A 23,861-nucleotide genomic window follows, 5' to 3' on the forward strand; every position below is an offset into this window, starting at 1 on the left:
GGTATGTTCCTCGACGCGGTCTCAGGCGTGGTTTTGCTAAGAAAGCCCCTATAAGGGGTTTTTTCTTTTGTGGGCTTTCGAAAACGCGAAGCCCACGGGTTTTGGTTGTTTATGGAAGAGCCTGAGGCTCTTTTTTTTTGGGTTTGAAAAGGTGAGGCGTTAATGAAACAGGCTCCTGAACATTTGGTGGATTTGATCGAGCCAATTGTGGAAGGTCTTGGCTATGAGTGTGTGGGGATAGAGTACAACCCGCATCCGACACACGGCATGTTGCGCATCTACATCGATAGCGAAAACGGCATTTTGCTGGAAGATTGCACCAAGGTCAGTCATCAGCTCAGCGGAGCGCTGGATGTCGAAGATCCGATTCAAGGCGAATATCAATTGGAAGTTTCTTCGCCTGGTGCGGATCGGCCCTTTTTCAAGCTCAGCCAATTTCAACGCTTTTTGGGGAGCACTGTACTGGTGAGTTTATTTAAGCCCATCGATAAACGCCGCAAAATTACCGGACAGATTATGGCCGTCGAAGGCGAGACTGTTCTGTTGCAGGATGGCGAACAATTATTAAGCATCCCGTTTCAGGCAATGAGCAAGGCACGCTTGGTGCCGGATTACTTACTCACTAAAGGAGGTCGTAGTGGCAAATAAAGAAATTTTATTAGTAGCAGACGTTTTTGCTAACGAAAAGGAAATAGACAAGGAAATTATCTTTCAGGCCATTGAGTCCGCTTTGGAAGCGGCGACTGTCAAGCGTTACGAAAACCCGATTAAGGCCCGAGTAGCCATTGATCGTCATACCGGCGATTATTCGACCTATCGCCGTTGGCTGGTGGTCGATGCCAATCCGGAAATTAACGGCGATGTCGAACATCCAGGCTGGCAGGTATTGCTGGAAGTGGCTCAATTCGATAATCCCGATATTCAAATCGGCGACTATGTAGAAGAAGAGATCGAGTCGGTCGATTTTTGCCGAATTGCCGCGCAAACCGCCAAGCAAGTCATTATTCAGAAGGTTCGCGAAGCCGAACGTAAAAAAATTGTCGAAGCCTATCAGGATCGGGTTGGCGAGTTAGTTACCGGCGTTGTGAAACGCTTGGAAAAAGGCAGCGTTTATCTGGATTTGGGCGGTCATGTCGAAGCCTATATTGCCCGGGAAGATATGATCCCGAAAGAGCCGGTCAGAATGGGTGACAGAGTGCGCGGCTATTTGAAAGCCGTGCGTTCCGAGCCGCGCGGGCCGCAACTGTTTGTCAGTCGTACCGCGCCGGAATTGTTGATTGCGTTGTTTCGTTTGGAAGTGCCGGAAGTGGGTGAAGGTTTGATCGACATTCTGGCGGCGGCACGCGATCCCGGTTCCCGCGCTAAAATCGCCGTCCGAGCGAACGATCCGCGCCTGGACCCAATCGGTGCCTGTGTCGGTATGCGCGGTTCCAGGGTGCAAGCTATCTCCAATGAATTGGCCGGCGAGCGGGTCGATATCATTTTATGGAATGGCAACGACGCGCAGTTCGTGATCAATGCAATGTCGCCGGCGGAAATTCAATCGATTGTGGTTGATGAAGATAAGCACAGCATGGACGTGGCGGTTGCCACCGACAGTTTGTCGCAAGCCATCGGTCGTGGCGGTCAAAACGTGCGCTTGGCTACCGAATTGACGGGTTGGGAGTTGAATATTCAAGACGCCGCGCAGGTAGATAAAAACCACGACGAAGCCGCGGCAAAATCCAAACAACAGTTCATGGAGTTGTTGGATGTCGATGAAGAAATTGCCGGTATCTTGGTCGATGTGGGTTTGAATAACATCGAGGAAATTGCGTATATCCCCGTCGACGAAATGCTGGAGATCGAAGGCTTCGACGAAGAGTTGGTGGAAGCTTTACGTACTCGCGCAAAGGACGCTTTACTGATCAGTGCGATCGCGTCCGAAGAAAAAATTGAAACCGCCGTGCCTAGCGAGGAATTGTTGAGCATGGATGGGATGGACGAAGAGTTGGCACACCAAATGGCTGCCAAGGGCATTGTTACCTTGGACGATCTGGCGGAGCAGGCGATAGACGACATTATCGAATTTACCGGCATGACCGAGGAGCGTGCTGGTAAACTAATCATGAAAGCCCGCGAATCTTGGTTCGCAGAGGATAAGGGCTGAGGCAGGAGGATACTATGAGCGATAAAACAGTACAGGAATTGGCAGAGGTTGTTGGCATCCCTTTGGAGCGTTTTTTAGAGCAATTGAAGGAAGCCGGCTTAACCGCCAGCGCGCCCGACGATGTGATAAATGATGAAGAGAAAGTCAAGCTACTCGCGCACTTGCGCAAGCGCCACGGCAAGTCGGACGCCGATCAGGAAGCCGCCGCCCCCAAACGTATTACCTTGAAACGCAGTACCAAAACCGAATTAAGACAATCCTCGCCGCCGGGTACAGCTGTGAAAACCGTCAGCGTTGAGGTGCGTAAACAAAAAACGTACATCAAACGCAGCGATGCTTCTTCCGGTAACGACGAGCTAAGACAGGCCGAATTAGCCAAGCAAGCTTTGGAAGAACAGAGACGGCAACAAGCTATCGAAGAAGAAAAGCGTAAACACTTGCATGAGCAAAAGTCCGTTCAGCCTGTCCAAGAAGAGCAAGTGGTCAGAGAGGAAGTCGCTCAGCCCGTTGAAGTGTCCGCAGCGGCTGTGACGGCGGTCTCAGAACCAGTTGCTACGGAACTGCCTGTGACGGAAGAGTTGCCGGTTGTTGCTGAAGCGCAGCCTGAGGTGATCGCTAAGGCCGAAGCTCCCGTCCCGAGCGCGGCGCCGGAGATGACCGAAGAGCAGCGCCTGGAAAAAGAAAAGAAAGAAAGGCTGGAAGCTGCGGTGCAAAGAACCGCCGAAAAGGTCAAACAGAAAGCCGAAGCCAAGCAGCAACAAACCACGCTGCATAAGAAAAAAGCCGAATTCAAGCCGACTCGAGGCCCGACTACCGATGGCGATATCGGTGGCGGCGGCGATGCTGCGCGTCGCGGTGGCAAAGGCAAAAAAGGCAAGGCGCCATCGCGCCGGGAAAAACCCGAATTCGAGATCGATGTCAATCAGGCTCGACATAAGTTCGAAAAGCCGATCGCGCCTACTGTCTATGACGTAACCATTCCGGAAACCATCGTGGTCTCTGATTTGGCTGCGAAAATGAACATCAAGGCTGCCGAAGTCATCAAGCATTTGATGAAGTTGGGCATCATGTCCACCATCAACCAAACCATCGATCAAGAAACAGCGGTAATTTTGGTTGAAGAGATGGGCCATAAAGCCATCATGCAGAGCGAAGATGACTTTGAACAGGAAATGCTGGCCGAAGTACAAGGCGAAAGCGACGAACGTAAAGTTCAGTTTAGAGCGCCTATCGTTACCATCATGGGTCACGTTGACCACGGTAAAACCTCTTTGCTGGATTACATCCGCAAAACCCGGGTTGCCGCCGGCGAAGCGGGCGGGATTACTCAGCACATTGGTGCTTATCAAGTAAAAACGGACCATGGCGCTGTAACTTTCTTAGATACTCCGGGCCATGCCGCGTTTACCGCGATGCGGGCGCGTGGTGCGGAAGTGACCGACATCGTGATCGTGGTGGTTGCAGCCGATGACGGCGTGATGCCGCAAACCAGGGAAGCCATTGATCATGCGCGTGCTGCTAATGTGCCTATCATCGTAGCCTTAAACAAAATCGATAAACCGGAAGCCAATCCGGATCGGGTCATGCAGGAACTGGCTACGCTGAATGTGGTGCCGGAAGAGTGGGGCGGAGATGTGCAATTCCTGAAGGTATCAGCCAAAGTCGGTACCGGTATTGACGAATTGATCGAAGCGCTGATCGTCCAGGCAGAAGTGCTGGAGTTGAAAGCGCCGGTTGACGGCATCGCGTCAGGTATTTGTATCGAATCACGTCTGGATAGAGGCCGCGGTGCGGTCGCTACCATATTGATTCAGAAAGGTACCTTAAGCAAAGGCGAATTCGTCCTTTGCGGCCACGAATATGGCCGGATTCGGGCGATGTTCGATGAGAATGCGCACGCCATCAAATCGGCCGGACCGAGTATGCCTGTGGAAATTCTCGGTTTGTCCGGTACCCCGGACGCTGGCGACGAGTTTCTTGTGGTGCAAAACGAACGCGTTGCTCGCGAACTGGCTGCGCATCGGGAAGACCGCAAACGCTCCAATCGTCACGCTGCACAACATGCGTCGAAATTGGACGATGTATTCTCGCGGATGTCCGCCGGCGAAACGTCCACGCTCAACGTCGTTATCAAAACCGATGTTCAGGGCAGCTTGGAAGCTTTGCGCGAATCCTTGGTGGGTTTGTCCACCGAAGAAGTGCAAGTTAAATGCATTTTCGGCGGTGTCGGCGGTATCAACGAAGGCGACGCAAACTTGGCTTTAGCATCCAGCGCGATTCTGATCGGTTTCAACGTACGTGCCGACGCTGTCGCTCGTAAATTGATCGAAGAAAAAGACATCGATCTGCATTACTACAGCATCATCTACGAAGCCATCGACGAAGTAAAACGCGCGATCAGTGGTATGTTGGCGCCGGAAATTCAGGAAAAAATCGTTGGTCTGGCCGAAGTGCGCGACGTATTCCGGTCGCCGAAATTCGGTGCGGTTGCCGGTTGTATGGTGGTCGACGGTTTCGTCAAACGCAATCTGCCGATTCGCGTACTACGCAACAACGTGGTGATTTACGAAGGCCAGCTGGAATCCTTGCGCCGCTTCAAAGACGATGTCAACGAAGTGAAAATGGGCATGGAGTGCGGTATCGGCGTGAAAAACTACAACGACGTGCAAAACGGCGATCAGATCGAAGTGTTTGAACGCATCGAAGTCAGACGGGAAATCTAATGGCAAGAGAGTTCGGCCGCAGTCAGCGGGTGGCGTCGGAAATGCAGAAAGAGTTGGCGTCGATATTACAGCGCGATGTCGACGACAGCCGCTTGGGTTTTGTCACGATCAACGACGTTGAGCTGTCCAAGGACTTGGCGGTTGCCAAGATCTTCGTGACGGTGTTGGATGCCCAGGATGATGCCGGTAAGCGTGCGAATGTGAAAGTGCTTAACGAGATTTCGCCGTTTATCCGCCACGAGCTGGCCAAGCGCATGCGTTTGCGGCATATCTCCGAATTGCATTTTTACTACGACCATTCCTTTGATACCGGTATGCGCGTCGCCGAGTTACTTGGCGATTTGCATCACGACGAGGGACATGACGCTAGTGCAGCGCCGGAAGACGTTGTCGATAAACCGCAACAGGACAATTGATGGCAAAACGTAAGTCCGGGCGCGATGTGCATGGCATCGTGCTGCTCGACAAACGTTTGGGTGCTTCGTCCAATCAGGCTTTGCAGGAAGTCAGGCGATTGTTCAATGCCAATAAGGCAGGTCATACCGGGGCGCTGGATCCTCTTGCGACCGGTTTGTTGCCCTTATGCTTTGGCGAGGCGACCAAGGTATCCGCTTTAATGCTGGATGACGATAAGTGTTATCAGGTAACGATACAGCTTGGCGTAATGACCGATACCGGCGACAGCGAAGGTAAAATCGTCGCCGAAATGCCGGTGCCGGCTCTGGATGGCGAGCGCTTACAAGCATGTTTGCAACACTTCACCGGGCCGATCGAGCAGGTGCCGCCGATGTATTCGGCGCTCAAGCATCAAGGCAAGAAGTTATACGAGTTGGCTAGGGAAGGCAAAACCGTAGACCGGCAGGCTCGGGCAATCACCATTTATGAATTGCACTTATTAAGTGTCGATGCCGAAGCGGGGCAATTGACGCTGGATGTATTTTGCTCCAAAGGTACTTATATCCGTTCGCTGGCCGAAGATATTGGTCACTGGTTGGGGACCTGCGGCACGGTAACCGCGCTACGCAGAACTAAGGCCGGTATGTTCGATCTGGATCAGGCCTATACCTTGCAGCAGTTGCAGGCTATGGACTTCGCGCAATTGCAGAATACCTTGATTGCGCTGGATGTGCCGCTGCAAAGCATACCGGACGTATCGTTGTCTTTGGAGCAAGCCGAAAAAATTAAGCTGGGGCAGCGCATTGCCTTTAGCGGCGGTATGGCGGGCCAGGTCAGAATATACTCGCCGCAAGCCTTTTTGGGGTTGGGGGAAATCCTATTGGATGGTAAACTAGCGCCGAAAAAACTATTTCATTTGGATAGTCAATCAACTTGATTATTCAAGAAAAAACCGCAAAGTTTCTACACCCTATTGTGGAAACGCGGCTACATGGTCATCACGCGATGGCCTTTATTCAATCAAAATTAATCGATAGGGATTAAGAATGTCATTAAACGCAGAACAAAAGAAAGCCATCGTTGAAGAATATCGTTTGTCAGATACCGATACCGGTTCAACCGAAGTCCAAGTTGCCTTGTTGACCGCCAATATTAACCAACTGACTCCGCATTTTGCTACACATAAAAAAGACAATCACTCGCGCCGCGGCTTGCTGCGCATGGTAAACCAACGCCGTAAATTGTTGGATTACCTGAAAAACACCGAAGTTGCACGTTACCGTTCGTTGATCGAGCGTTTGGGCATCCGTAAGTAGCACCAAAACTGGAAACGGCGCATTGGGCGCCGTTTCTGCTTTAAGGCACATTTCAGCATAACCTTTAAACAAAGGAACCTTATAGTGAATCCTATCAGGAAAGAATTTCAGTACGGCGATCGTCTCGTCACCTTATCCACCGGTGAAATTGCCCGCCAAGCCAATGGCGCGGTGATGATCGATGTCGAAGGCACCTCGCTGCTGGTGACAGTGGTGGGTAAAAAAGAAGCTAGCGGTGGCGATTTTTTCCCGCTTACCGTTAACTACCAGGAAAAAGCATTTGCGGCCGGTAAAATCCCCGGCGGATTTTTCAAACGTGAAGGCCGTCCTAGCGAAACAGAAACCCTGATTTCCCGCCTGATCGACAGACCGATTCGTCCACTGTTTCCAGAAGGCTTCACTAACGAAGTGCAGATTATTGCTACTGTCGTGTCACTGAACCCTGAAGTGGATACCGAAATTCCAGCGCTATTGGGTGCTTCCGCCGCTTTGGCCGTATCCGGTTTGCCTTTCAACGGCCCCTTGGGTGCTGCTTGCGTCGGTTATAAAGATGGTGCCTATTTATTAAATCCAGACAAACCAGCACTCAAAGAATCGCAACTGCAATTGGTGGTTGCCGGTACTCAGCATGCGGTACTAATGGTCGAATCCGAAGCGGACTTGCTGTCGGAAGAAGTAATGTTGGGTGCGGTCTTGTTCGGTCACGAACAAATGCAGGTAGCGATCAACGCGATTAACGAGTTTGCTGCTGCCGTCGGTACACCGGCTGTGGCCTGGACACCAGCAGAAACCAACACTGCATTAAAAGCAGCAGTGCTCGCCGAAGCCGAGCAAAGCATCAAAGCGGCTTACCAAGTCGCGGAAAAACTGGTTAGACAAGACACGCTGAGCGCTATCAGAAGCGCGGTAGTTGAAAAACTGACTGCCGATGGCCTGTATAACGAAAAAGACATCCGTAACGTCATCGAGAATCTGGAATACGACGTGGTGCGCGGTGCGATTCTGAATGATCGCAAACGTATCGACGGCCGCGACTTGACCACGGTTAGACCGATTACCGTCAGAACTGGTGTATTGCCTAGAACCCATGGTTCTGCTTTGTTCACTCGCGGTGAGACCCAAGCCTTGGTTGTTGCGACTCTGGGTACCGAGCGCGATGCGCAAATCATCGATGCACTGTCCGGCGAGTACAAAGACCCGTTCATGCTGCATTACAATTTTCCTCCGTACAGCGTTGGTGAAACCGGTTTTGTCGGCTCGCCAAAGCGTCGCGAAATCGGTCACGGCCGACTAGCGAAACGCGGTGTGGCGGCAGTATTGCCGAACATGGCGGAATTTCCTTACGTCATCCGCGTGGTTTCGGAAATCACCGAATCCAACGGCTCCAGCTCTATGGCGTCTGTCTGTGGTAGCAGCTTGGCGCTGATGGATGCCGGCGTGCCTATCAAAGCCCCGGTTGCCGGTATCGCGATGGGTCTGATCAAGGAAGGCGATAAATTCGCGGTATTGTCCGACATCCTGGGTGACGAAGATCACTTGGGCGACATGGACTTTAAAGTGGCCGGCTCCGAAAACGGCGTCACTGCGCTGCAAATGGACATCAAGATCGACGGTATCACCGCCGAAATCATGAAAGTCGCACTAGAACAAGCCAAACAAGGTCGTCTGCACATTTTGGGCGAGATGAACAAAGCCTTGTCCAGCACCCGTTCCGAAATGTCCGACTTTGCGCCGCGCATTATCACCTTCAAAATCGATCCGGCTAAAATCCGCGAAGTGATCGGCAAAGGCGGTGTGACCATCCGCGCTATCACCGAACAAACCGGCGCCAGCATCGATTTGACCGATGACGGCGTGGTTAACGTCGCCTCTGTCGACAGAGCGGCCGGTGAAGAAGCCAGACGCATGATCGAAGAAATCACCGCCGAAGTCGAAGTGGGTAAAACCTACGAAGGCAAAGTGGTGCGTCTGATGGACTTCGGTGCGTTTGTGACCATTCTGCCGGGCAAAGACGGCTTGGTGCATATTTCGCAAATCTCCGATGAGCGCGTTGAAAAAGTCAGCGACAAACTGTCGGAAGGCGATGTGGTAAAAGTCAAAGTACTGGAAATCGACCGTCAAGGCCGCGTGCGTTTGAGCATGAAAGAAGTCGATAGCGAATAAGTTTAAATTCGTTCGACTCCGCAATGAAAGGGCCGTAAGGCCCTTTTTTTGTAGCTGAAATTTCGTTGAGCTATGAATGTCTGTTGACTTTTTAGATGTGGCTTAGCAGTATTGACTCCTAATCGTCCTGTTAAAACGGTTGAGCGGCATTGATCATTTACTCGTCAGTGCTCACGGTTTAATTCTATTCGGAGGTTCCAAAGCGCTATGAGCACTGCCAAATTCGACACGATTGGACAATACCTCCTCAAACGCCTGTATCAGGCCGGTGTAAAAGACATCTTTGGCGTGCCTGGCGACTATGTGTTGGGATTTTACGATCTGATGATAAAAAGTCAGGTTCGGCATATCGGTACTACCAGGGAAGATTCGGCAGCCTTCGCGGCCGATGGCTATGCGCGTTGCGTCGGCATGGGGGCGCTGGCGGTAACATACGGTGTCGGCGCATTGAACACGGTCAATGCGATTGCCGGTGCTTACGCGGAATCTTCACCCGTGGTGCTTATCAGCGGCGCACCCGGCGTCAGCGAGCAAAAAGACGATCCGTTAATTCACCATCGTTTTGGGCCTTTTACGTTCCAGCGGGAAATTTTCGAACGCATTAGCTGTGCGTCGGTGGTACTAAACGATCCGGTGATCGCCTTCCGGCAAATAGATCATGCCATCGAGGCCGCTCGCCGCTGTTGTAAGCCGGTTTACATCGAACTGCCCCGCGATCTGGTGATGGCGGAAGGCTATCCGATGCCGACCGAGACCGTCGAAAAATTTACCAGTGACCAAGCGGCTTTATCCGAAGCGATTGCCGAAACCATGACGCTGTTATCCAAGGCCGTGTCGCCAATGATCGTGGCGGGTGTCGAATTACATCGACGCGGGCTGCAAGGCGCTTTGGCCAATTTTGTTGAACGTACCGGCTTGCCCGTGGTTGCCACGCTAACCGGTAAGTCGGTGATGTCCGAGCGGCATCCAGCTTACCTGGGGATTTACGAAGGTGCGATGAGTTCTGAGGCAGTGCGCGACAGAGTCGAAAAGTCCGATTTGCTGTTGATGTTGGGCGTGACCTTGAATGAAATTGATACCGGCATCTACACGGCAAAACTAAATTCCCACTCGACCATCCGCGCCGCGTTGAACGAGGTGGTGATCAGCGCGCATCGTTATCCTGGCATCGCCTTGGAAGATTTTCTCGGTGCCTTGGCCGGCTCGGTTGGTACATCCAGCGGAGAAGGAGTGGTTCCCAGCCTGGAGCCGCCAGTAAGCATTGCGTTTCCCGAGCCCGACCGGCCAATTACTACAGCTCGATTGGTTGAGAGGCTAAATAGTGCGCTGAGCAACGACATGATCGTGGTGTGCGATGTCGGCGATTGCCTGTTTGCCGCTATCGATCTACGTGTCCACGAGCAAAGCGAGTTTCTGGCTTCGGCTTTTTACACCACGATGGGCTTTGCCGTACCGGCCGCGCTCGGTGCGCAAATCGCTCGTCCGGATCGGCGGGCATTGATTTTGGTTGGCGACGGTGCTTTTCAAATGACCGGGACCGAACTGTCCACCCACGCGCGCCTTGGTTTAAATCCCATCGTGGTGGTGTTTAACAACGGCGGCTACAGCACGGAACGCTGTATTCTCGAAGGTCCGTTCAACGATATTAATCCGTGGCGCTTCGATCGTTTGGGAGAACTCTTCGGTCCGTTGGCGGGCTACGAGGCAGCTACGGAAGCTGAATTCGAAGAGGCTCTGCTTAATGCTCTGGATAACCACGGTATGCCCAGTATTATTAATGTCCACCTGGCGGCCGACGACTCGTCCGAAGCGATGAAACGTCTTGCCGAGCATTTACAGTCGAAGATCAAAAGGGATGCGTGAGCGGCGAGTCTTTATCCCGGCAATCCGGTTTATCGGGTAGGCAATCATAATCGGCTTGCCGAGTCGAATTTTCGGCAGAGTGTATCTAAACTAAGCACTCCCCTTAATCATCCTCTATAACGCTATGCAAATCGCCAACTGTTATCTCGAACCAGCCAGCTACGCCGTTGATTTTGAGGATATAAGGTATGTGCGAAATTTGGTGTTTGTCGTCGAACAGCAAATACCGTTAGAGGTGGAATTTGACGAACTCGACCCGGATTGCCATCATTTTTTGGTGCGGGATCTTGATTACCGGCCCATCGCTACTTGTCGGCTCTCTCCGGAAGGCAAAGTGGGGAGGATGGCGGTTCTGTGCGAATGGCGGGGTCAAGGTGTCGGGGAGTCTTTGTTGCGTGCAACAATCGACAAAGCCCGCAACCTGGGGCTGACCAGTGTTACCGCCAACGCGCAACTGTCTGCGTTGGGGTTCTACCAAAGATTCGGCTTTGCCGCTGAAGGCGAAGTGTTTGGAGAAGCCGGTATTCCGCATCAGGCTATCCGGCTTATGTTGCAGCCGCGTGAGCAATCGGTGCGATCGATGCCACCGGCCCGTGAGGTTTCCGTCGAGGCCGTCCGGCTGGAAACAGTCGAGTCGACCTCGGCCGCCACCCAGCAATTGATAATGGCCGCCCGGCGGCAGATTTATATCTACAGTCGGGATCTGGATTTTGCCTTGTATGGACAAAAAGACCTGGTCGAGGCGCTAAAACAGTTTGCCCTCGGCAATCGTAACGCTAGTGTGCAGATCATCGTTCAGGACCCGACTAGCCTGCGCAATCAGGTTCATCCTGTCGTGGAATTGGCTCAGCGTTTGCCGTCGTATTTTTTGATTCGGGTACCCGATGAAACCGAGGACTTGCAATACGCCTCTGCTTTTGTGACTAATGATAGCGACGGTTATTTATTTCGTTTACTCGGTAATCGCTTCGAGGGGCATTGGAGTCCAAACTTGCCGGCACGTAATCGGCCATTGCGCGAGGAGTTTGAGCGGGTCTGGCAGCGCTCAAGTGCTAGCGCGGAATTTAGAGCATTGAGTTTGTGATTGATTTTTTCTGTGAAATTTAACCTTCGTGGCGCGCAGAGGCCATAAAAAACCCGCCTTTCGGCGGGTTTTGTGGTTCTGAATCAATCAGATTGATCAGGTCTTCTTATTTTTTCAAAGGTTGTTGCGCTTTGCCGTCAACTTCCAATTGCACGCGACGGTTATTAGCGCGGCCTTCCTCGGTTTCGTTGGTGTCAACCGGTTTGTCCCAGCTATAACCATGAGACGAGATATTGGGGTTGTGAGTACCTTTGGTCAGGTATTTCTTAACCGCCAGCGCCCGGCGCTCCGACAAGTCTAGATTGTGTTTATACGAGCCGGTATTGCTGGTATGGCCTTGCACTTCAAACGCCATATCAGGGTACTGTTTAATACGGTCAACGACTTTATCCAGTTTTGGGAAATACTGTGGTTTGATCACGTCTTTGTCGTTATCGAACTTAACGTCAACGATCCAGCAGCCGTAAATGCTGACTTCAACGCCCGGTAATGTAGTCGGGCATTTATCCACACAGTTATTTACACCGTCTTTGTCGTCATCCATTTTCGAGCAATCGAGTTTAGCCGGCATGGGTGCTGGAGGTGGAGGAGTCGGCTCGGCTTTAGCAATCACAGCTTTAGGTTTCTCGCCGAATGGAATCACGAAACCCAGATTGACCGTCATGTCATGAAACTCTTCGGTGCCAGGTTGCAGTTTGGCGTTGAAATTGTTGTTATAGCGGTAGCGTACGTCGCTGCGGATCAAGAAATTATCGTGCAGTTCATAGGTAAAACCCGCACCCGCTTCGCCGATGAAACCCGCGCCGCTGTCGCCATTGTGCGTAGAATTTATGCCGCCCACGCCGATTACTGCATAAGGTGAAAATTTATCTCTAAACAGGTAGTACTGTGCATCTACCGTGCCGCCGGTCAAATCCCAGTTGCCGTTAGCTTTGGCGCCTTCCAGATTTTGGTATAAACCTCTGACCTCGATGTTCAAATGTTCGTTGATGATCTTTCCCAAGCCCAGGCCTCCACCCCAACCGCTATGTGCACTGCGATCGCCGCCCGGCTGCACGAAAGTGCCGAATGGTGCTGCATACCATCTGTCGTCAAGGAACTCATCGGCTCGTGCTGCCGAGATAGCGCCGAGCGTCGTTATCGTGGCTATTGCCAGTAAACTTTTCTTAAACATAAAGACTCCTTCATTACTTGTGAGAAATTGATGATTCGTTGCTTTTTGGGAACGAACTGATAAGGTCGGAAATTAAAAATAGGCTTTAAAAAACAAAGATAATTGCAAATATTTTTAAGTATGTTGTGAAAATACCACAATTCCTTCAAACAGCAAACATTTAGGTTCATCCGGCGTTGGTGTTTGTGGTATTCCAACCCAGCTATTTCTGAAATTTGTCTATTTAGAATTGGAAAATCGGGGCTAAGAGTGCTTGTTGCTAACCGGGCCCTTAAATTCCTAGCGGCGGTCATTCCGCCGAGCGCAGGAGCAGCGATAGCGATGGGCGGGAACAATAACCAAGCTGAGCGACGCAAGAAATCTTGAGCTCAGGTAAAATTCCGATAATTTCAGCCTCTATCGTTATATGTCTTATTCATCATATTTCAAACAAGACTGCAAGGCATGCCCGCGGTTAAGTGGATTTCTTTGCGAAGTGAAGGCGAAATATCCCGCTTATCACGCCTTACCGGTATCACCGTTCGGTGATCCGGAAGCGCGCTTGCTGGTTGTTGGCTTGGCACCGGGTATGCACGGCGCAAACGCCACCGGCAGACCTTTTACCGGCGACTATGCCGGCTTGTTGCTGTATCAGGCTTTGTACGATTTCGGTTACAGCAATCAATTGGAGTCAGTAAATTTAGCCGACGGTTTGCAACTTAGCAATTGCCGGATTACCAATGCAGTGAAATGTTTGCCGCCGCAAAACAAGCCGACCGGCGAAGAAATTAAACAATGCAATCCTTATCTGGCCGCAGAAATTAAAACCCTGCCGAAACATTCGGTCATATTGGCCTTGGGCAATATAGCCCATCAGGCCGTGTTGCGCGCTTACGGCCTGAAAAGCAATGCGGCAAAATTTGCTCATCATGTTAGCTTTGCATTGCCGGACGGCAAGACCTTAGTCAGTTCTTACCATTGCAGCCGCTATAACGTGCAGACCAAGCGCCTGAGCATGGAAATGCTGGCGGCGGTGTTTGTAACCATTCAAAACTTGCTGTCTGCCCGTGACTGAAACTCAGCCTGTCGACTTTGACGCCAAAACCTTTCTGAAGACGCTAACCCAGCGTCCCGGCATTTATAAGATGTTGGATGAGAAAGGCGAGATCATTTACATCGGCAAAGCCAAGAATCTGAAGAACCGGGTTTCCAGCTACTTCAGAAGTCAGAACGCCTCGCCCAAACAGCAGGCCATGGTGGCAAAGGTCGCCGGGATTGAAGTAACGGTTACTCACACGGAGGGTGAAGCCTTACTGCTGGAAAGCCAGCAGATCAAACGCCACAAGCCACGCTACAACATCAGCTTGCGGGACGATAAATCCTATCCCCATGTGTTCATTTCCAGCTTTCACGATTTTCCGCAACTGACTTTTCATCGCGGGGCCAAGAAGCGCCGTGGCAAATATTTCGGGCCATATCCCAGCGCCAGCGCGGTGAAGGAAACCTTGAAGTTATTGCAAAAAATTTTCCCGGTGCGGCAATGCGAAGATTCATATTACAGCGCCCGCTCTCGGCCTTGTCTTCAGCATCAGATTGAACGTTGCACGGCGCCTTGCGTGGGACTAGTTAGTAAAGAGCAATATGCTGCCGATGTGGAAAATACTATTTTGTTTCTTGAGGGGCAGGGCGGCCTACTGATTGATCGTTTGGTGGGCAAAATGGAAACTGCCGCCGCTCAGTTGGAGTTCGAGCAGGCTGCCGCTTATCGCGATCAAATCGCCCGTTTGCGTGCGGTGTTGGAAAAACATTGCGTGGAAGGTGAAAAAGGCGATGTGGACATTGTCGCGTGTGCGGCGAAAAACGGCGCGGCTTGTGTACAGGTGTTTTTTATCCGCAACGGTCAGCATTTGGGTAACCGGCAGTTTTTTCCAAAAATCGGCGATGAAAATCAGCCCGAGGAAATATTGCAGGCTTTCATCGCCCAATATTATTTGGACAAAACAGTACCTCATGAATTGATCGTCAGTCATGCCTTGCCGGAATCGGCTTTGGTGGCCGAGGTTTTGGGCGAGCAGGCTAAGCATGCGGTAGCAATTGCCAATAATGTCCGCGGCGAGCGGATGAAATGGCTGCAAATGGCGATGACCAATGCCGACAGTGCGCTTAACGCCAGGTTGGCAGATCGGCAGGGCTTGCAAGGGCGCTTTATCAGTTTGCAGCAAGAACTGGGCTGCGAAACTACGCCAAGTCGCTTGGAGTGTTTTGATATTAGTCATACCCAAGGCGAACAGACTGTGGCGTCTTGCGTGGTGTTCGATAGAGAAGGGCCGGTGAAATCGGATTATAGGCGCTTTAATATCGAAGGCATTACCGCCGGCGATGACTATGCGGCGATTCATCAGGCGGTTTTTAGACGCTTTAGCCGCTTGAAGAATGGCGAGCATCCAGCGCCGGACATCCTTTTAATAGACGGCGGCAAAGGCCAAGTCGCTGAGGCGGAAAAGGCTTTGGCTGAATTGGAGATAAACGATGTTATGATAGTCGGCGTCGCCAAGGGCCCTGATCGCAAAGCCGGAATGGAGAAAATTATTCTGGTCGGTAATCGGCAACCCCTGGACGTGACACCGGGTGCTGCGGCCCTGTTATTGATTCAACAGATACGCGATGAAGCGCATCGTTTTGCGATAACCGGACACAGACAGCGGCGCGGCAAGGTTAACAAACAATCGGTACTGGAAGATATTGCCGGACTGGGGCCGAAAAGAAGACAGGTTTTGCTGAAACAGTTTGGCGGGTTACAGGGTGTGTCCAGCGCGGGTGTGGATGCTTTAGCCAGTATAGATGGCATTAGCCGACAATTAGCGCAGCGAATTTACGATACATTTCACCATCAAGATGGCCATTAGATTCACCATTCCGACCTATTTAACCCTGTTACGGATCGCCCTCATTCCTTTGTTGGCCGTTGTGTTTTATTTGCCTTGGCAATATTCCAATCTGGCTTGCACTGCGATATTTTTGGTTGCCGGTTTCACCGATTGGCTGGACGGTTATCTGGCCAGAAAAATGAATATGCAAACTGCGTTCGGCGCCTTCCTGGATCCGGTAGCTGACAAATTGATGGTGGCGTTTGTGCTGGTATTGGTCGTGCAGGCGCAGGGCAATCCTTATCTTGCGGTACCGGCGGCTATCATTATCGGTAGGGAAATTGCGATTGCGTCGCTGCGAGAATGGATGGCCGAGATCGGCCAGCGAGCCAAAGTCAAGGTTTCGCAGTTGGGAAAATGGAAAACTACGGCGCAAATGACGGCAGTCAGTTTGTTGCTTTATCGGGATGATTTATTAGGCCTGCCTATCAATACCATGGGTTACTGGTTGTTATACTTGTCGGCGATTTTAACCTTATGGTCTATGGTTAATTATCTGGTCGCGGCGTTCTCCACCATCAACGAATAATAAAAGCAGTATCGATACTGCCACAACAGAGAGTAAACAGCAGGTAAAGCTGTATATAAGAGCATGGAACAAGAATTAGAACTAGAAAATAAACCGAATAAAACTATCAGTCAGGATGAAGTGTTGCAGGCCGCTTTAAAGCTGTTTGCCAAGAAGGGATATTTCAATACCTCATTAACCGATATCAAAGATGCGGCCGGTATAACAACCAGTACCGGCATTAGTCAGCATTTCAAAACCAAGCAAGCCATTGCGCAAGCCTTATACGAAAATATTCTGGATAGTCTGAGCATATCGATTGACGATATTCGCCGCCGGAATCGTAAAGCTGCCGAGCAATTGCGGGAAATAGTCGATTTACTATTCAAATTAACCGACGACGCCCCGGAAATTGTCGAGTTTTTGTTATTTGTAAAGAGCGAAGAGTTTTTGGCGGAACCTAAGCCCTTGCTGGAAACGCCTGCATTTACCAAAATAAAGCGGATTTTTCAGAACGGCGTCAAAGACGGCGAGATGAAGGCGCTGGACCCGTTATTAGCCTACACTTATTTCTTCGGCATTATCAATCATACCTTGGCGATGGTGTTGAGCGGCAACTTGCCGAAAACGGCGGAAAGTTATCAGGCGCAAGCCTGGTTGACGGCATGGGGCTGCATAGTTAAAAAGTAATTCAATGTCATTAAAACTCAGAGCGGGGCGGAGGAGGATTTACTAGATGTTAGATAACATTAAAATCGGCATGATTGGGCTTGGTTACGTGGGGTTGCCGCTAGCCGTCGAGTTTGGGCGAAAATACCAAACCGTAGGTTTCGATATTAATCAGCACCGTATTCAGGAATTACGCGCAGGTCGCGACCATACCCTGGAGGTTAGTGAAGAAGAGTTAGCCGACGCCAAATTGTTGACGTATAGCGCCGATTTACAAGATATAGCCGATTGTTCGGTTTATATAGTCACAGTCCCCACACCAATCAATGAACACAAACAACCGGATTTGACGCCGCTGCAAAAAGCCAGCGATTTGCTGGGTAAGGTTATCAAAGCCGGTGACATCGTCATTTATGAATCCACTGTTTACCCTGGCGCAACCGAAGAAGTTTGCGTGCCGATTCTGGAAAAAGTGTCGGGTTTGACGTTCAATCGGGACTTTTACGTCGGTTACAGCCCGGAACGTATCAATCCTGGCGACAAGCAACACCGCGTCACCAATATTCTGAAAGTTACCTCGGGTTCTACGCCTGAAATAGCCGAAAAAGTAGATGCTTTATATAAAAGTATCATTACTGCCGGTACGCATAAAGCCAGCAGTATCAAGGTCGCCGAGGCTGCCAAAGTTATTGAAAACACCCAGCGCGACGTCAACATTGCCTTGATCAATGAACTGGCCTTGATTTTCAACAAACTGGGAATAGATACCGAGGAAGTTCTGCTGGCTGCGGGCACTAAATGGAATTTTCTGCCGTTTCGGCCCGGTTTAGTCGGTGGACACTGTATCGGTGTGGATCCTTACTATTTAACCCATAAAGCCCAAGCTATCGGTTACAACCCGGAAGTCATCCTCTCCGGCCGTCGTATCAACGACGGTATGGGTGTATACGTAGTGTCGCAATTAGTAAAGTTGATGCTGAAGAAACGTGTACATGTCCAGGAAGCTAATGTGTTGATCATGGGCTTGACCTTCAAGGAAAACTGCCCGGACATTCGCAACACTCGGGTGGTGGACATCATTGCCGAGTTGAAGACTTATGGTGTCAATGTCGAGGTTTACGATCCTTGGGTTAATGCCGAGGAGGCTAAACACGAATACGGTATTACACCGGTGGTTAAGCCGGTAGCGGGAAAATACGATGCGATCATTCTTGCTGTGGCTCATGATCAATTCAAAAAGATGGCAATTTCGGACATTAGAGCCCTAGGCACGCCGCAGACCATTGTGTATGACCTCAAATACTTGTTTCCTACGGATCAAACAGACGCAAGGCTCTAAAAAATGAAGATTATGGTGACCGGCACCGCCGGTTTTATAGGCAATCATTTGGCGCTGAGATTATTGGAGCGTGGTGACGAAGTCATTGGTGTGGACAATCTCAACGACTATTACGATGTTAACCTGAAACTGAGTCGCTTAGATCGGATCAAGGATTTTGCCGGCTATACCGATGTACGGCTGGATATTGCCGATAGAGCCGGCATGGATGCGCTATTCAAAAAGCACCAGCCGCAAAAAGTAGTTAATCTGGCTGCTCAGGCTGGTGTACGTTATTCAATCGAGAATCCGCATGCCTACATCGATAGCAATATCGTTGGTTTTATCAATATATTGGAAGGCTGTCGGCATAATCAGGTGGAGCACTTAGTGTATGCCTCTAGCAGTTCGGTTTACGGCGCTAACGAATCGATGCCGTTTTCCGTGCATGACAATGTAGATCATCCCTTGAGCTTGTATGCGGCGTCAAAAAAAGCCAATGAGCTGATGGCGCACACCTACAGCAATTTATATCAATTGCCCACTACGGGGTTGCGCTTTTTTACTGTGTATGGTCCGTGGGGTCGTCCCGACATGGCATTGTTTTTGTTCACCAAAGCCATTTTAAATGGCGAGAAAATCAATGTATTTAATTACGGTAAGCATCGGCGCGACTTCACTTATATAGACGATATTGTCGAAGGTGTGATTCGTACTATGGATCATAACGCCTCGCCGAATCCAGACTGGAGTGGGGCGAAGCCTGATCCTGGTACCAGTAAAGCACCTTGGCGGGTCTACAATATTGGCAATCAGAATCCAGTGGAATTGTTATCTTATATCGAAACCTTGGAACGCTTTCTCGGCAAAACTGCCGAGAAAAATCTATTGCCGTTGCAGCCTGGCGACGTCCCCGATACGTTCGCAGATGTAGAAGCGCTGGTAGCCGATGTAGGGTATAAACCCAATACTTCTATAGAGCAGGGTATCGAACGGTTTGTTGCTTGGTATCTTGAGTACTATCAGTGAATAATTTTTGATAGTCGGAATGTACAGTTTTAAACTGTGCAACAGCTTTTTATTTTAATGACTAGATTTAAACAATGGGTCACTTTCAATGTGGCTATCCAATAGCTTTTTAAGCGCGGCAAATATATCGGGATGAGACTCTATGACATCCAGATATGGGTCGTTTTCCAAATCATAAAGCTGATAAACAGGCTTTGTATAAGTCGCTATATATATTAGTTTCCACTTTTCGTTTTGTATGGAGCGGCTCTTCGCTCGGATTACCGTAGGATAATGTTTTTCATTGACTACCAGGGTCCCGGATTTTTTGTCCGGAATATCGAGTAATTCAACAATATTGGGATATAAAATTTGGTCGGGATGTAAACCGGGTATTTTTCCCAGCCAAATGCCTGTTTCTTGAAAGGCAAAAAGCTCCGGCGATTTCTGCGCTTTCACATAGGGGATCAAATTAACGCCGTCCAGATTTGTTGGAATAGGTATATTCAACAAATCTAACAAAGTTGGCATTACGTCTATGGAGCGGGTAGTCGGCTTAAAGTTTACACCAATAGGTACGCCAGGGCCTTTTATCACCAATGGAATTCTGCCGCTAGGGTCGTCCCCCACCAATGTGTTGCCTTGTCCCCAGCATCCAGTTTCAAAAAAATCCGCACCATGATCGCTATATATGATTACGATGGTATTATCGGATAGATTGGACTTTTCAATATAATCAATTATTTTTCCAACTTCATCATCGAACTGTTTGACGCAGCTGTCATATAAATTAATGATTTGCGGGATGTCGAAAAAATCCGAGCTTTTTTCCTGTTTTTTGATAATTTCTTCCGCCGAGGCGAGTCTGGTCATAATAAACCGCGATTCACCTTTATAGTCTTTTGGGGTAAATAGGTTGTAATAGGGATACTCCGAATTAAACGGAACGTGAGTAGCCGAAGTGAACAAATTAATAAAAAAGGGCTGCGAGTTTTTCGCCGAACGGGCAATTAGTTGGCGGCATTCGCGGCCCAAGCTCCCGGTCAAGGGTACGCCAGCCAGATAATAGAACTCGGGTAAGAAGCGTTTTCCTAATGCATTATTGGTGAATAAGGACAATACGTTTCTTATTAAAGACGGGCCTTGCCTTAGTAGCAGTTTTATATTCCATTGATCTTCAGCGACGGAGATTTCCTTAAAGTTAAAACTTAATTTTGCAAAATCTGCTCCGCACCAATCGGAGATGGATGCCGTCAAGTAACCGTGCTCGTTCAATATGTCGATTAAAGAGGGTTGCGGCAATTTACAGTCGGCCAGCGATGGATAATTATCCCGAATTTTATGGTTATGAGGCCATAGTCCGGTAAATAGAGATGCAATACTTGGCGCGGTTCTAGCGACAGGGGTAATGCATTTATAGAGTCGTAAGCCGTCCGCGCTTAATTTATCAATGTTGGGGGTAAGGTTTCTGTGATAGTTACTGCCGCCCAGTCTGTCATGGCGCAATGTATCGGAACCTATCATAATTACGTTGGGTTTTGTTTGGGTCACGGCTTTAGCGATAGCCGGTTCGTTACTAATCGTCGCGTAATAGATGTAAGCATATAAAACAGCCAAGGCTAATACATAGATCACTAGTGGCGTATCATTTTCTTCGATAGCGAAAAACAGGGCAATTGCGGATGTTATAGCCAGCAATAAAATTAATGAAAATTTTATGCCGGTTATTAGTGCGGGGGATAATATCTTCCATATAATAAACAATCTGGAAAATCTATACTGGAAAGATAGTTGAATGGTGCCCGGCGTATATAGGAGTTGATGTAAAAAAAAGTAAGTTGTAACTAAGGTGGTTGATATTAGGCAGCTGATTAAGTCTGTGACGAAGTCAAAATGTACCAATGCGGTAAACTTTGATAGCGAATAAGCTGTAACAGAGCCGGGTAAAGATGTTAGAAAAAATATGGCAAATAACCATAAAGCTAATCTGGAGAGAGCGAAAACCACATAGTATCCAAATTTTTTTTCAATTTCTTTTTGGATGCCGGGTCCGGTGCGGGAATAATTATGTAAGGTTAGAAAAATTAGCGTAATAGTGCAAAGTAATGCAGCAACAGAAGAGCCGTAGAGAGACACCTGTATTTTTTCCATCTCTATTTATTCGATTGGATTAATGCGATTGGTGATAAGGTTGTTATTTTTCGAGTTATTTTTGTACTGCTGTTCATTTATTCGTGCTTTTTCTGAAAACTCTTGCAATGCGAATTTTTTAATTAACATGGATATGAATACTAAATGATAAATCAAATCCCAGTAAGATAAACCGAGGAAAGCGGTCCCAACCATATAACAAATTATCGAGGTTCTGATCATCAGGCTGTAGTGGCGCACCCACTCCATGCCTTCTACTTGCTTAGCCTGTCTAGATAAACTGGTTAAGCCGAAAACACTACCCAGTATTAAAGAAATCCATAACCCGAATGCGATAAAGCCATGTTCCGCAAGCATTTCCACATAGGAACTATGCCAGTCCCGCATGGTGACATATATCCAGCCATCGAATCCTGCGCCAGTGAATGGGTGGCTAAGCGCATAGTTCCAGCCATCTGTCCATGCCTCAATTCGTGACATGGCGGATAAATCTTCCTCATACGTTTCCAGGGTGTGCATACGTCCGAACCATTCTTCAGGTAAATAGGGAATGACGAAAAACGTGCCGCCGATTACCAATGGGATCATCATGTGTTTACGCTTGCTGTTTGAGATCAGCGTAAACGTCAGGGCAATCATGGTGAGTAGCGCACCTCGAGACCATGATGACAAGGAGGCTGCATAGATAATAGGAATAGATAGTAATATTCCCTTTTTTAGCCAGTTCTTCTGTAATTCTTTTTCCCAAATCAATAGAAGGGGAACTGCAATAAGCATCGCGACGGCAAATAAATTGTTATCTTCGAATTGCGTGCTGGGTGGTCCGTAAACGCGATGACCGAAGCCGGTTAATATGGCGAATACACCGCCTTTAACCGCAACTACGCCGATGGAGGCGCCTATGGTGGAAATCAAATAATAAAGTTTTTCTCTGGTATTGATCAGAACCCATGTGAAATAGAACGGTACGAATATTTTAGAGACAAACAAAAATTTGCTCCAAGAAACGTCCTGCAACGGTGCTTGAGTTGTGGTAAATATGAAATAGAACCAAAGCGTTATAAAAGTAGAAATGCGCCAATCTTTAGGGATGGGCTGTTTATCTTTAGTGTTGAATGTGCTGACAACAACCACCAAGAATAACACGTAGTACACCGGTAGCGAACGTACTGCTCCCCAGGCATAGGCATGCGGATTCAAATAGCTGAATATTGCTAACGATAGCACCCCCCACCATGGCTTTTTTATCGCGGCAACTATGCAGCATAACAGGAAAATAAGAACAACTATGTCGCGCACGGAGTTTAATTTAGTAGGTTAGATTGCATTCAATTAAGCTTTTAAATATCGGCTTAATTTAATTATTTATTAATTTTTTATTTTTCCAACGTGAAAAACAGCCACATATTTGCCCGAGAGAATAACTGACATTCATTGCTTGGCGTAGGCTATGTTTTGCAGTGCATGCCAATGCAAGCCATTGCCAGTATTGGCGGATAATTTGCGCGATTAAGAATGGCGGTATGCCCAGATAGGTGCGGTGATAAACGGGAAAATCATTAACTGCGCCACGATAGCCGGCCAGAAAATGCACTTCTAGAAAATATTGCCGCCGGAGTCGCCATGGTTCGACGGCATGAAGTATTGCCATGTCAGGGCGGTAACGTATCCGGCGTCTTTGCTGGAGCAGGACATTAAACATCATCACGTCTTCGCCTCCTCCTATGGTTTTGCCTTTGCGGTCATACCGTCGATCAAAGCGTAATGCCGGATCGTTTCGGAATATCGCCACGTTATATGCAATGTTGCCGGCCCAAACCGGTGTGCTGCTGTCTTCTATCCAAAAAGCTTGTTTGCCGTGATCCAGCGCGCCTAGAAACCCCAATAATTCGTCGTCAAGCCATTCTGGACGCTTATGGTCTGTAAAGTCTATATCGATTCGTCCACCAACACATTCTGCGCCTTCGCTAAGGCATGCGTGTACAACTGTTTCCAAGAGTCCGCTTAATGGTAGTTCGTCGTCGTCAATAAACACCAGAATGTCTGAATCGATTGCCTCTTGTATAGCTCTGTTACGCGCTGCGACTATGCCTTGGTTGGGCTCATGCACCCAGCGAAGCGTTGGGCCGGGCAGTTGCTGAAGTTGCTTCAATACATCGCTTGTCGTGTCGCTACTATTGTTATCGACAGCAAGAATTTCAAATGGAATTGGGCAAGATTGTGCGCGCATCGCCGAGACTAGATTCTCCAGTCTTTTCGCGCGGTTGTAAGTGCAAAAAGCGAACGTGAGCTTTTTAGAGGCATTTTCCAGGCTCATTTTCGATGTCTAAACGCAGAGAGTGGTGAAGAGTTGCCGGGCAAAGTCATGTTCTTATGGTTCTAGGTGTTGGGGCTAGGCGCAAAAAATTTTGAATTCTAGGGGCTGTTGCCGTT

19 protein-coding genes are annotated in these 23,861 nt (G+C 49.1%); 15 read left to right on the plus strand and 4 right to left on the minus strand.

Annotated elements, in window-relative coordinates:
- Positions 1-162 precede the first annotated feature (162 nt).
- The 9 genes from rimP to A1332_RS21690 all read left to right on the plus strand — a co-directional run bounded on the left by rimP (position 163) and on the right by A1332_RS21690 (position 11,694).
- A complete protein-coding gene (rimP, locus tag A1332_RS21650) occupies positions 163-648 on the plus strand; it encodes a ribosome maturation factor RimP (RefSeq protein WP_064010481.1) in 486 nt (161 codons plus the stop codon).
- Complete coding sequence (nusA, locus tag A1332_RS21655; RefSeq protein WP_064010482.1) at positions 638-2,149, plus strand: transcription termination factor NusA; 1,512 nt, start codon at positions 638-640, stop codon at positions 2,147-2,149. The genes rimP and nusA overlap by 11 nt, the downstream gene beginning before the upstream one ends.
- Before the next feature lie 14 nt (positions 2,150-2,163).
- The gene (infB, locus tag A1332_RS21660) at positions 2,164-4,872 is read left to right on the plus strand and encodes a translation initiation factor IF-2 (protein WP_064010483.1); all 2,709 of its coding nucleotides are present in this window, start codon (positions 2,164-2,166) and stop codon (positions 4,870-4,872) included.
- Entirely contained in the window at positions 4,872-5,288 is a 417-nt protein-coding gene (gene rbfA / locus A1332_RS21665; protein WP_064010484.1) for a 30S ribosome-binding factor RbfA, read from the plus strand. The genes infB and rbfA overlap by 1 nt, the downstream gene beginning before the upstream one ends.
- The gene (gene truB, locus A1332_RS21670; protein ID WP_064010485.1) at positions 5,288-6,205 is read left to right on the plus strand and encodes a tRNA pseudouridine(55) synthase TruB; all 918 of its coding nucleotides are present in this window, start codon (positions 5,288-5,290) and stop codon (positions 6,203-6,205) included. The genes rbfA and truB overlap by 1 nt, the downstream gene beginning before the upstream one ends.
- Before the next feature lie 109 nt (positions 6,206-6,314).
- Positions 6,315-6,584 carry a 30S ribosomal protein S15 gene (rpsO, locus tag A1332_RS21675; RefSeq protein WP_064010486.1) on the plus strand — a complete coding sequence of 90 codons (270 nt, stop codon included), beginning with the start codon at positions 6,315-6,317 and terminating at the stop codon, positions 6,582-6,584.
- 84 nt (positions 6,585-6,668) lie between these two features.
- Positions 6,669-8,747 (plus strand): polyribonucleotide nucleotidyltransferase, encoded by a 2,079-nt coding sequence (gene pnp / locus A1332_RS21680; RefSeq protein WP_064010487.1) that lies wholly within the window; start codon positions 6,669-6,671, stop codon positions 8,745-8,747.
- 207 nt (positions 8,748-8,954) lie between these two features.
- Positions 8,955-10,610, plus strand: a complete 1,656-nt coding sequence (locus tag A1332_RS21685) for an alpha-keto acid decarboxylase family protein (RefSeq protein WP_064010488.1) — start codon at positions 8,955-8,957, stop codon at positions 10,608-10,610.
- A gap of 190 nt (positions 10,611-10,800) precedes the next feature.
- A complete protein-coding gene (locus A1332_RS21690; RefSeq protein WP_231890382.1) occupies positions 10,801-11,694 on the plus strand; it encodes a GNAT family N-acetyltransferase in 894 nt (297 codons plus the stop codon).
- 106 nt (positions 11,695-11,800) lie between these two features.
- Here the strand turns inward: A1332_RS21690 and A1332_RS21695 are convergent, their stop codons facing one another.
- Positions 11,801-12,868, minus strand: coding sequence for an OmpA family protein (locus A1332_RS21695; RefSeq protein ID WP_064010490.1), 1,068 nt, complete (start codon positions 12,866-12,868; stop codon positions 11,801-11,803).
- Positions 12,869-13,274: 406 nt separating this feature from the next.
- Here A1332_RS21695 and A1332_RS21700 point away from each other — a divergent pair, with 406 nt between their 5' ends.
- The 6 genes from A1332_RS21700 (at position 13,275) to A1332_RS21725 (ending at position 19,298) form a co-directional block, all read left to right on the plus strand.
- The gene (locus A1332_RS21700) at positions 13,275-13,922 is read left to right on the plus strand and encodes a uracil-DNA glycosylase (protein WP_064010491.1); all 648 of its coding nucleotides are present in this window, start codon (positions 13,275-13,277) and stop codon (positions 13,920-13,922) included.
- A complete protein-coding gene (uvrC, locus tag A1332_RS21705) occupies positions 13,915-15,753 on the plus strand; it encodes an excinuclease ABC subunit UvrC (protein WP_064010492.1) in 1,839 nt (612 codons plus the stop codon). The genes A1332_RS21700 and uvrC overlap by 8 nt, the downstream gene beginning before the upstream one ends.
- Positions 15,743-16,303, plus strand: a complete 561-nt coding sequence (pgsA, locus tag A1332_RS21710) for a CDP-diacylglycerol--glycerol-3-phosphate 3-phosphatidyltransferase (protein ID WP_020482416.1) — start codon at positions 15,743-15,745, stop codon at positions 16,301-16,303. The genes uvrC and pgsA overlap by 11 nt, the downstream gene beginning before the upstream one ends.
- A gap of 63 nt (positions 16,304-16,366) precedes the next feature.
- The gene (locus A1332_RS21715; protein ID WP_064010493.1) at positions 16,367-16,972 is read left to right on the plus strand and encodes a TetR/AcrR family transcriptional regulator; all 606 of its coding nucleotides are present in this window, start codon (positions 16,367-16,369) and stop codon (positions 16,970-16,972) included.
- Between the two features lie 46 nt (positions 16,973-17,018).
- The gene (tviB, locus tag A1332_RS21720) at positions 17,019-18,290 is read left to right on the plus strand and encodes a Vi polysaccharide biosynthesis UDP-N-acetylglucosamine C-6 dehydrogenase TviB (protein ID WP_064010494.1); all 1,272 of its coding nucleotides are present in this window, start codon (positions 17,019-17,021) and stop codon (positions 18,288-18,290) included.
- A gap of 3 nt (positions 18,291-18,293) precedes the next feature.
- Positions 18,294-19,298 carry an NAD-dependent epimerase gene (locus tag A1332_RS21725; protein ID WP_064010495.1) on the plus strand — a complete coding sequence of 335 codons (1,005 nt, stop codon included), beginning with the start codon at positions 18,294-18,296 and terminating at the stop codon, positions 19,296-19,298.
- Between the two features lie 54 nt (positions 19,299-19,352).
- Here the strand turns inward: A1332_RS21725 and A1332_RS21730 are convergent, their stop codons facing one another.
- The 3 genes from A1332_RS21730 to A1332_RS21740 are packed head-to-tail and all read right to left on the minus strand — an operon-like array spanning position 19,353 to position 23,745.
- Entirely contained in the window at positions 19,353-21,428 is a 2,076-nt protein-coding gene (locus A1332_RS21730; RefSeq protein WP_082879824.1) for a sulfatase, read from the minus strand.
- Positions 21,429-21,434: 6 nt separating this feature from the next.
- Positions 21,435-22,727 carry a putative O-glycosylation ligase, exosortase A system-associated gene (locus tag A1332_RS21735; RefSeq protein WP_082879825.1) on the minus strand — a complete coding sequence of 431 codons (1,293 nt, stop codon included), beginning with the start codon at positions 22,725-22,727 and terminating at the stop codon, positions 21,435-21,437.
- Positions 22,728-22,785: 58 nt separating this feature from the next.
- Positions 22,786-23,745 carry a glycosyltransferase gene (locus A1332_RS21740; protein ID WP_064010497.1) on the minus strand — a complete coding sequence of 320 codons (960 nt, stop codon included), beginning with the start codon at positions 23,743-23,745 and terminating at the stop codon, positions 22,786-22,788.
- Between the last annotated feature and the right edge of the window lie 116 nt (positions 23,746-23,861).

This window comes from Methylomonas methanica (genome assembly GCF_001644035.1).
GTDB classification, from domain to species: domain Bacteria; phylum Pseudomonadota; class Gammaproteobacteria; order Methylococcales; family Methylomonadaceae; genus Methylomonas; species Methylomonas methanica_A.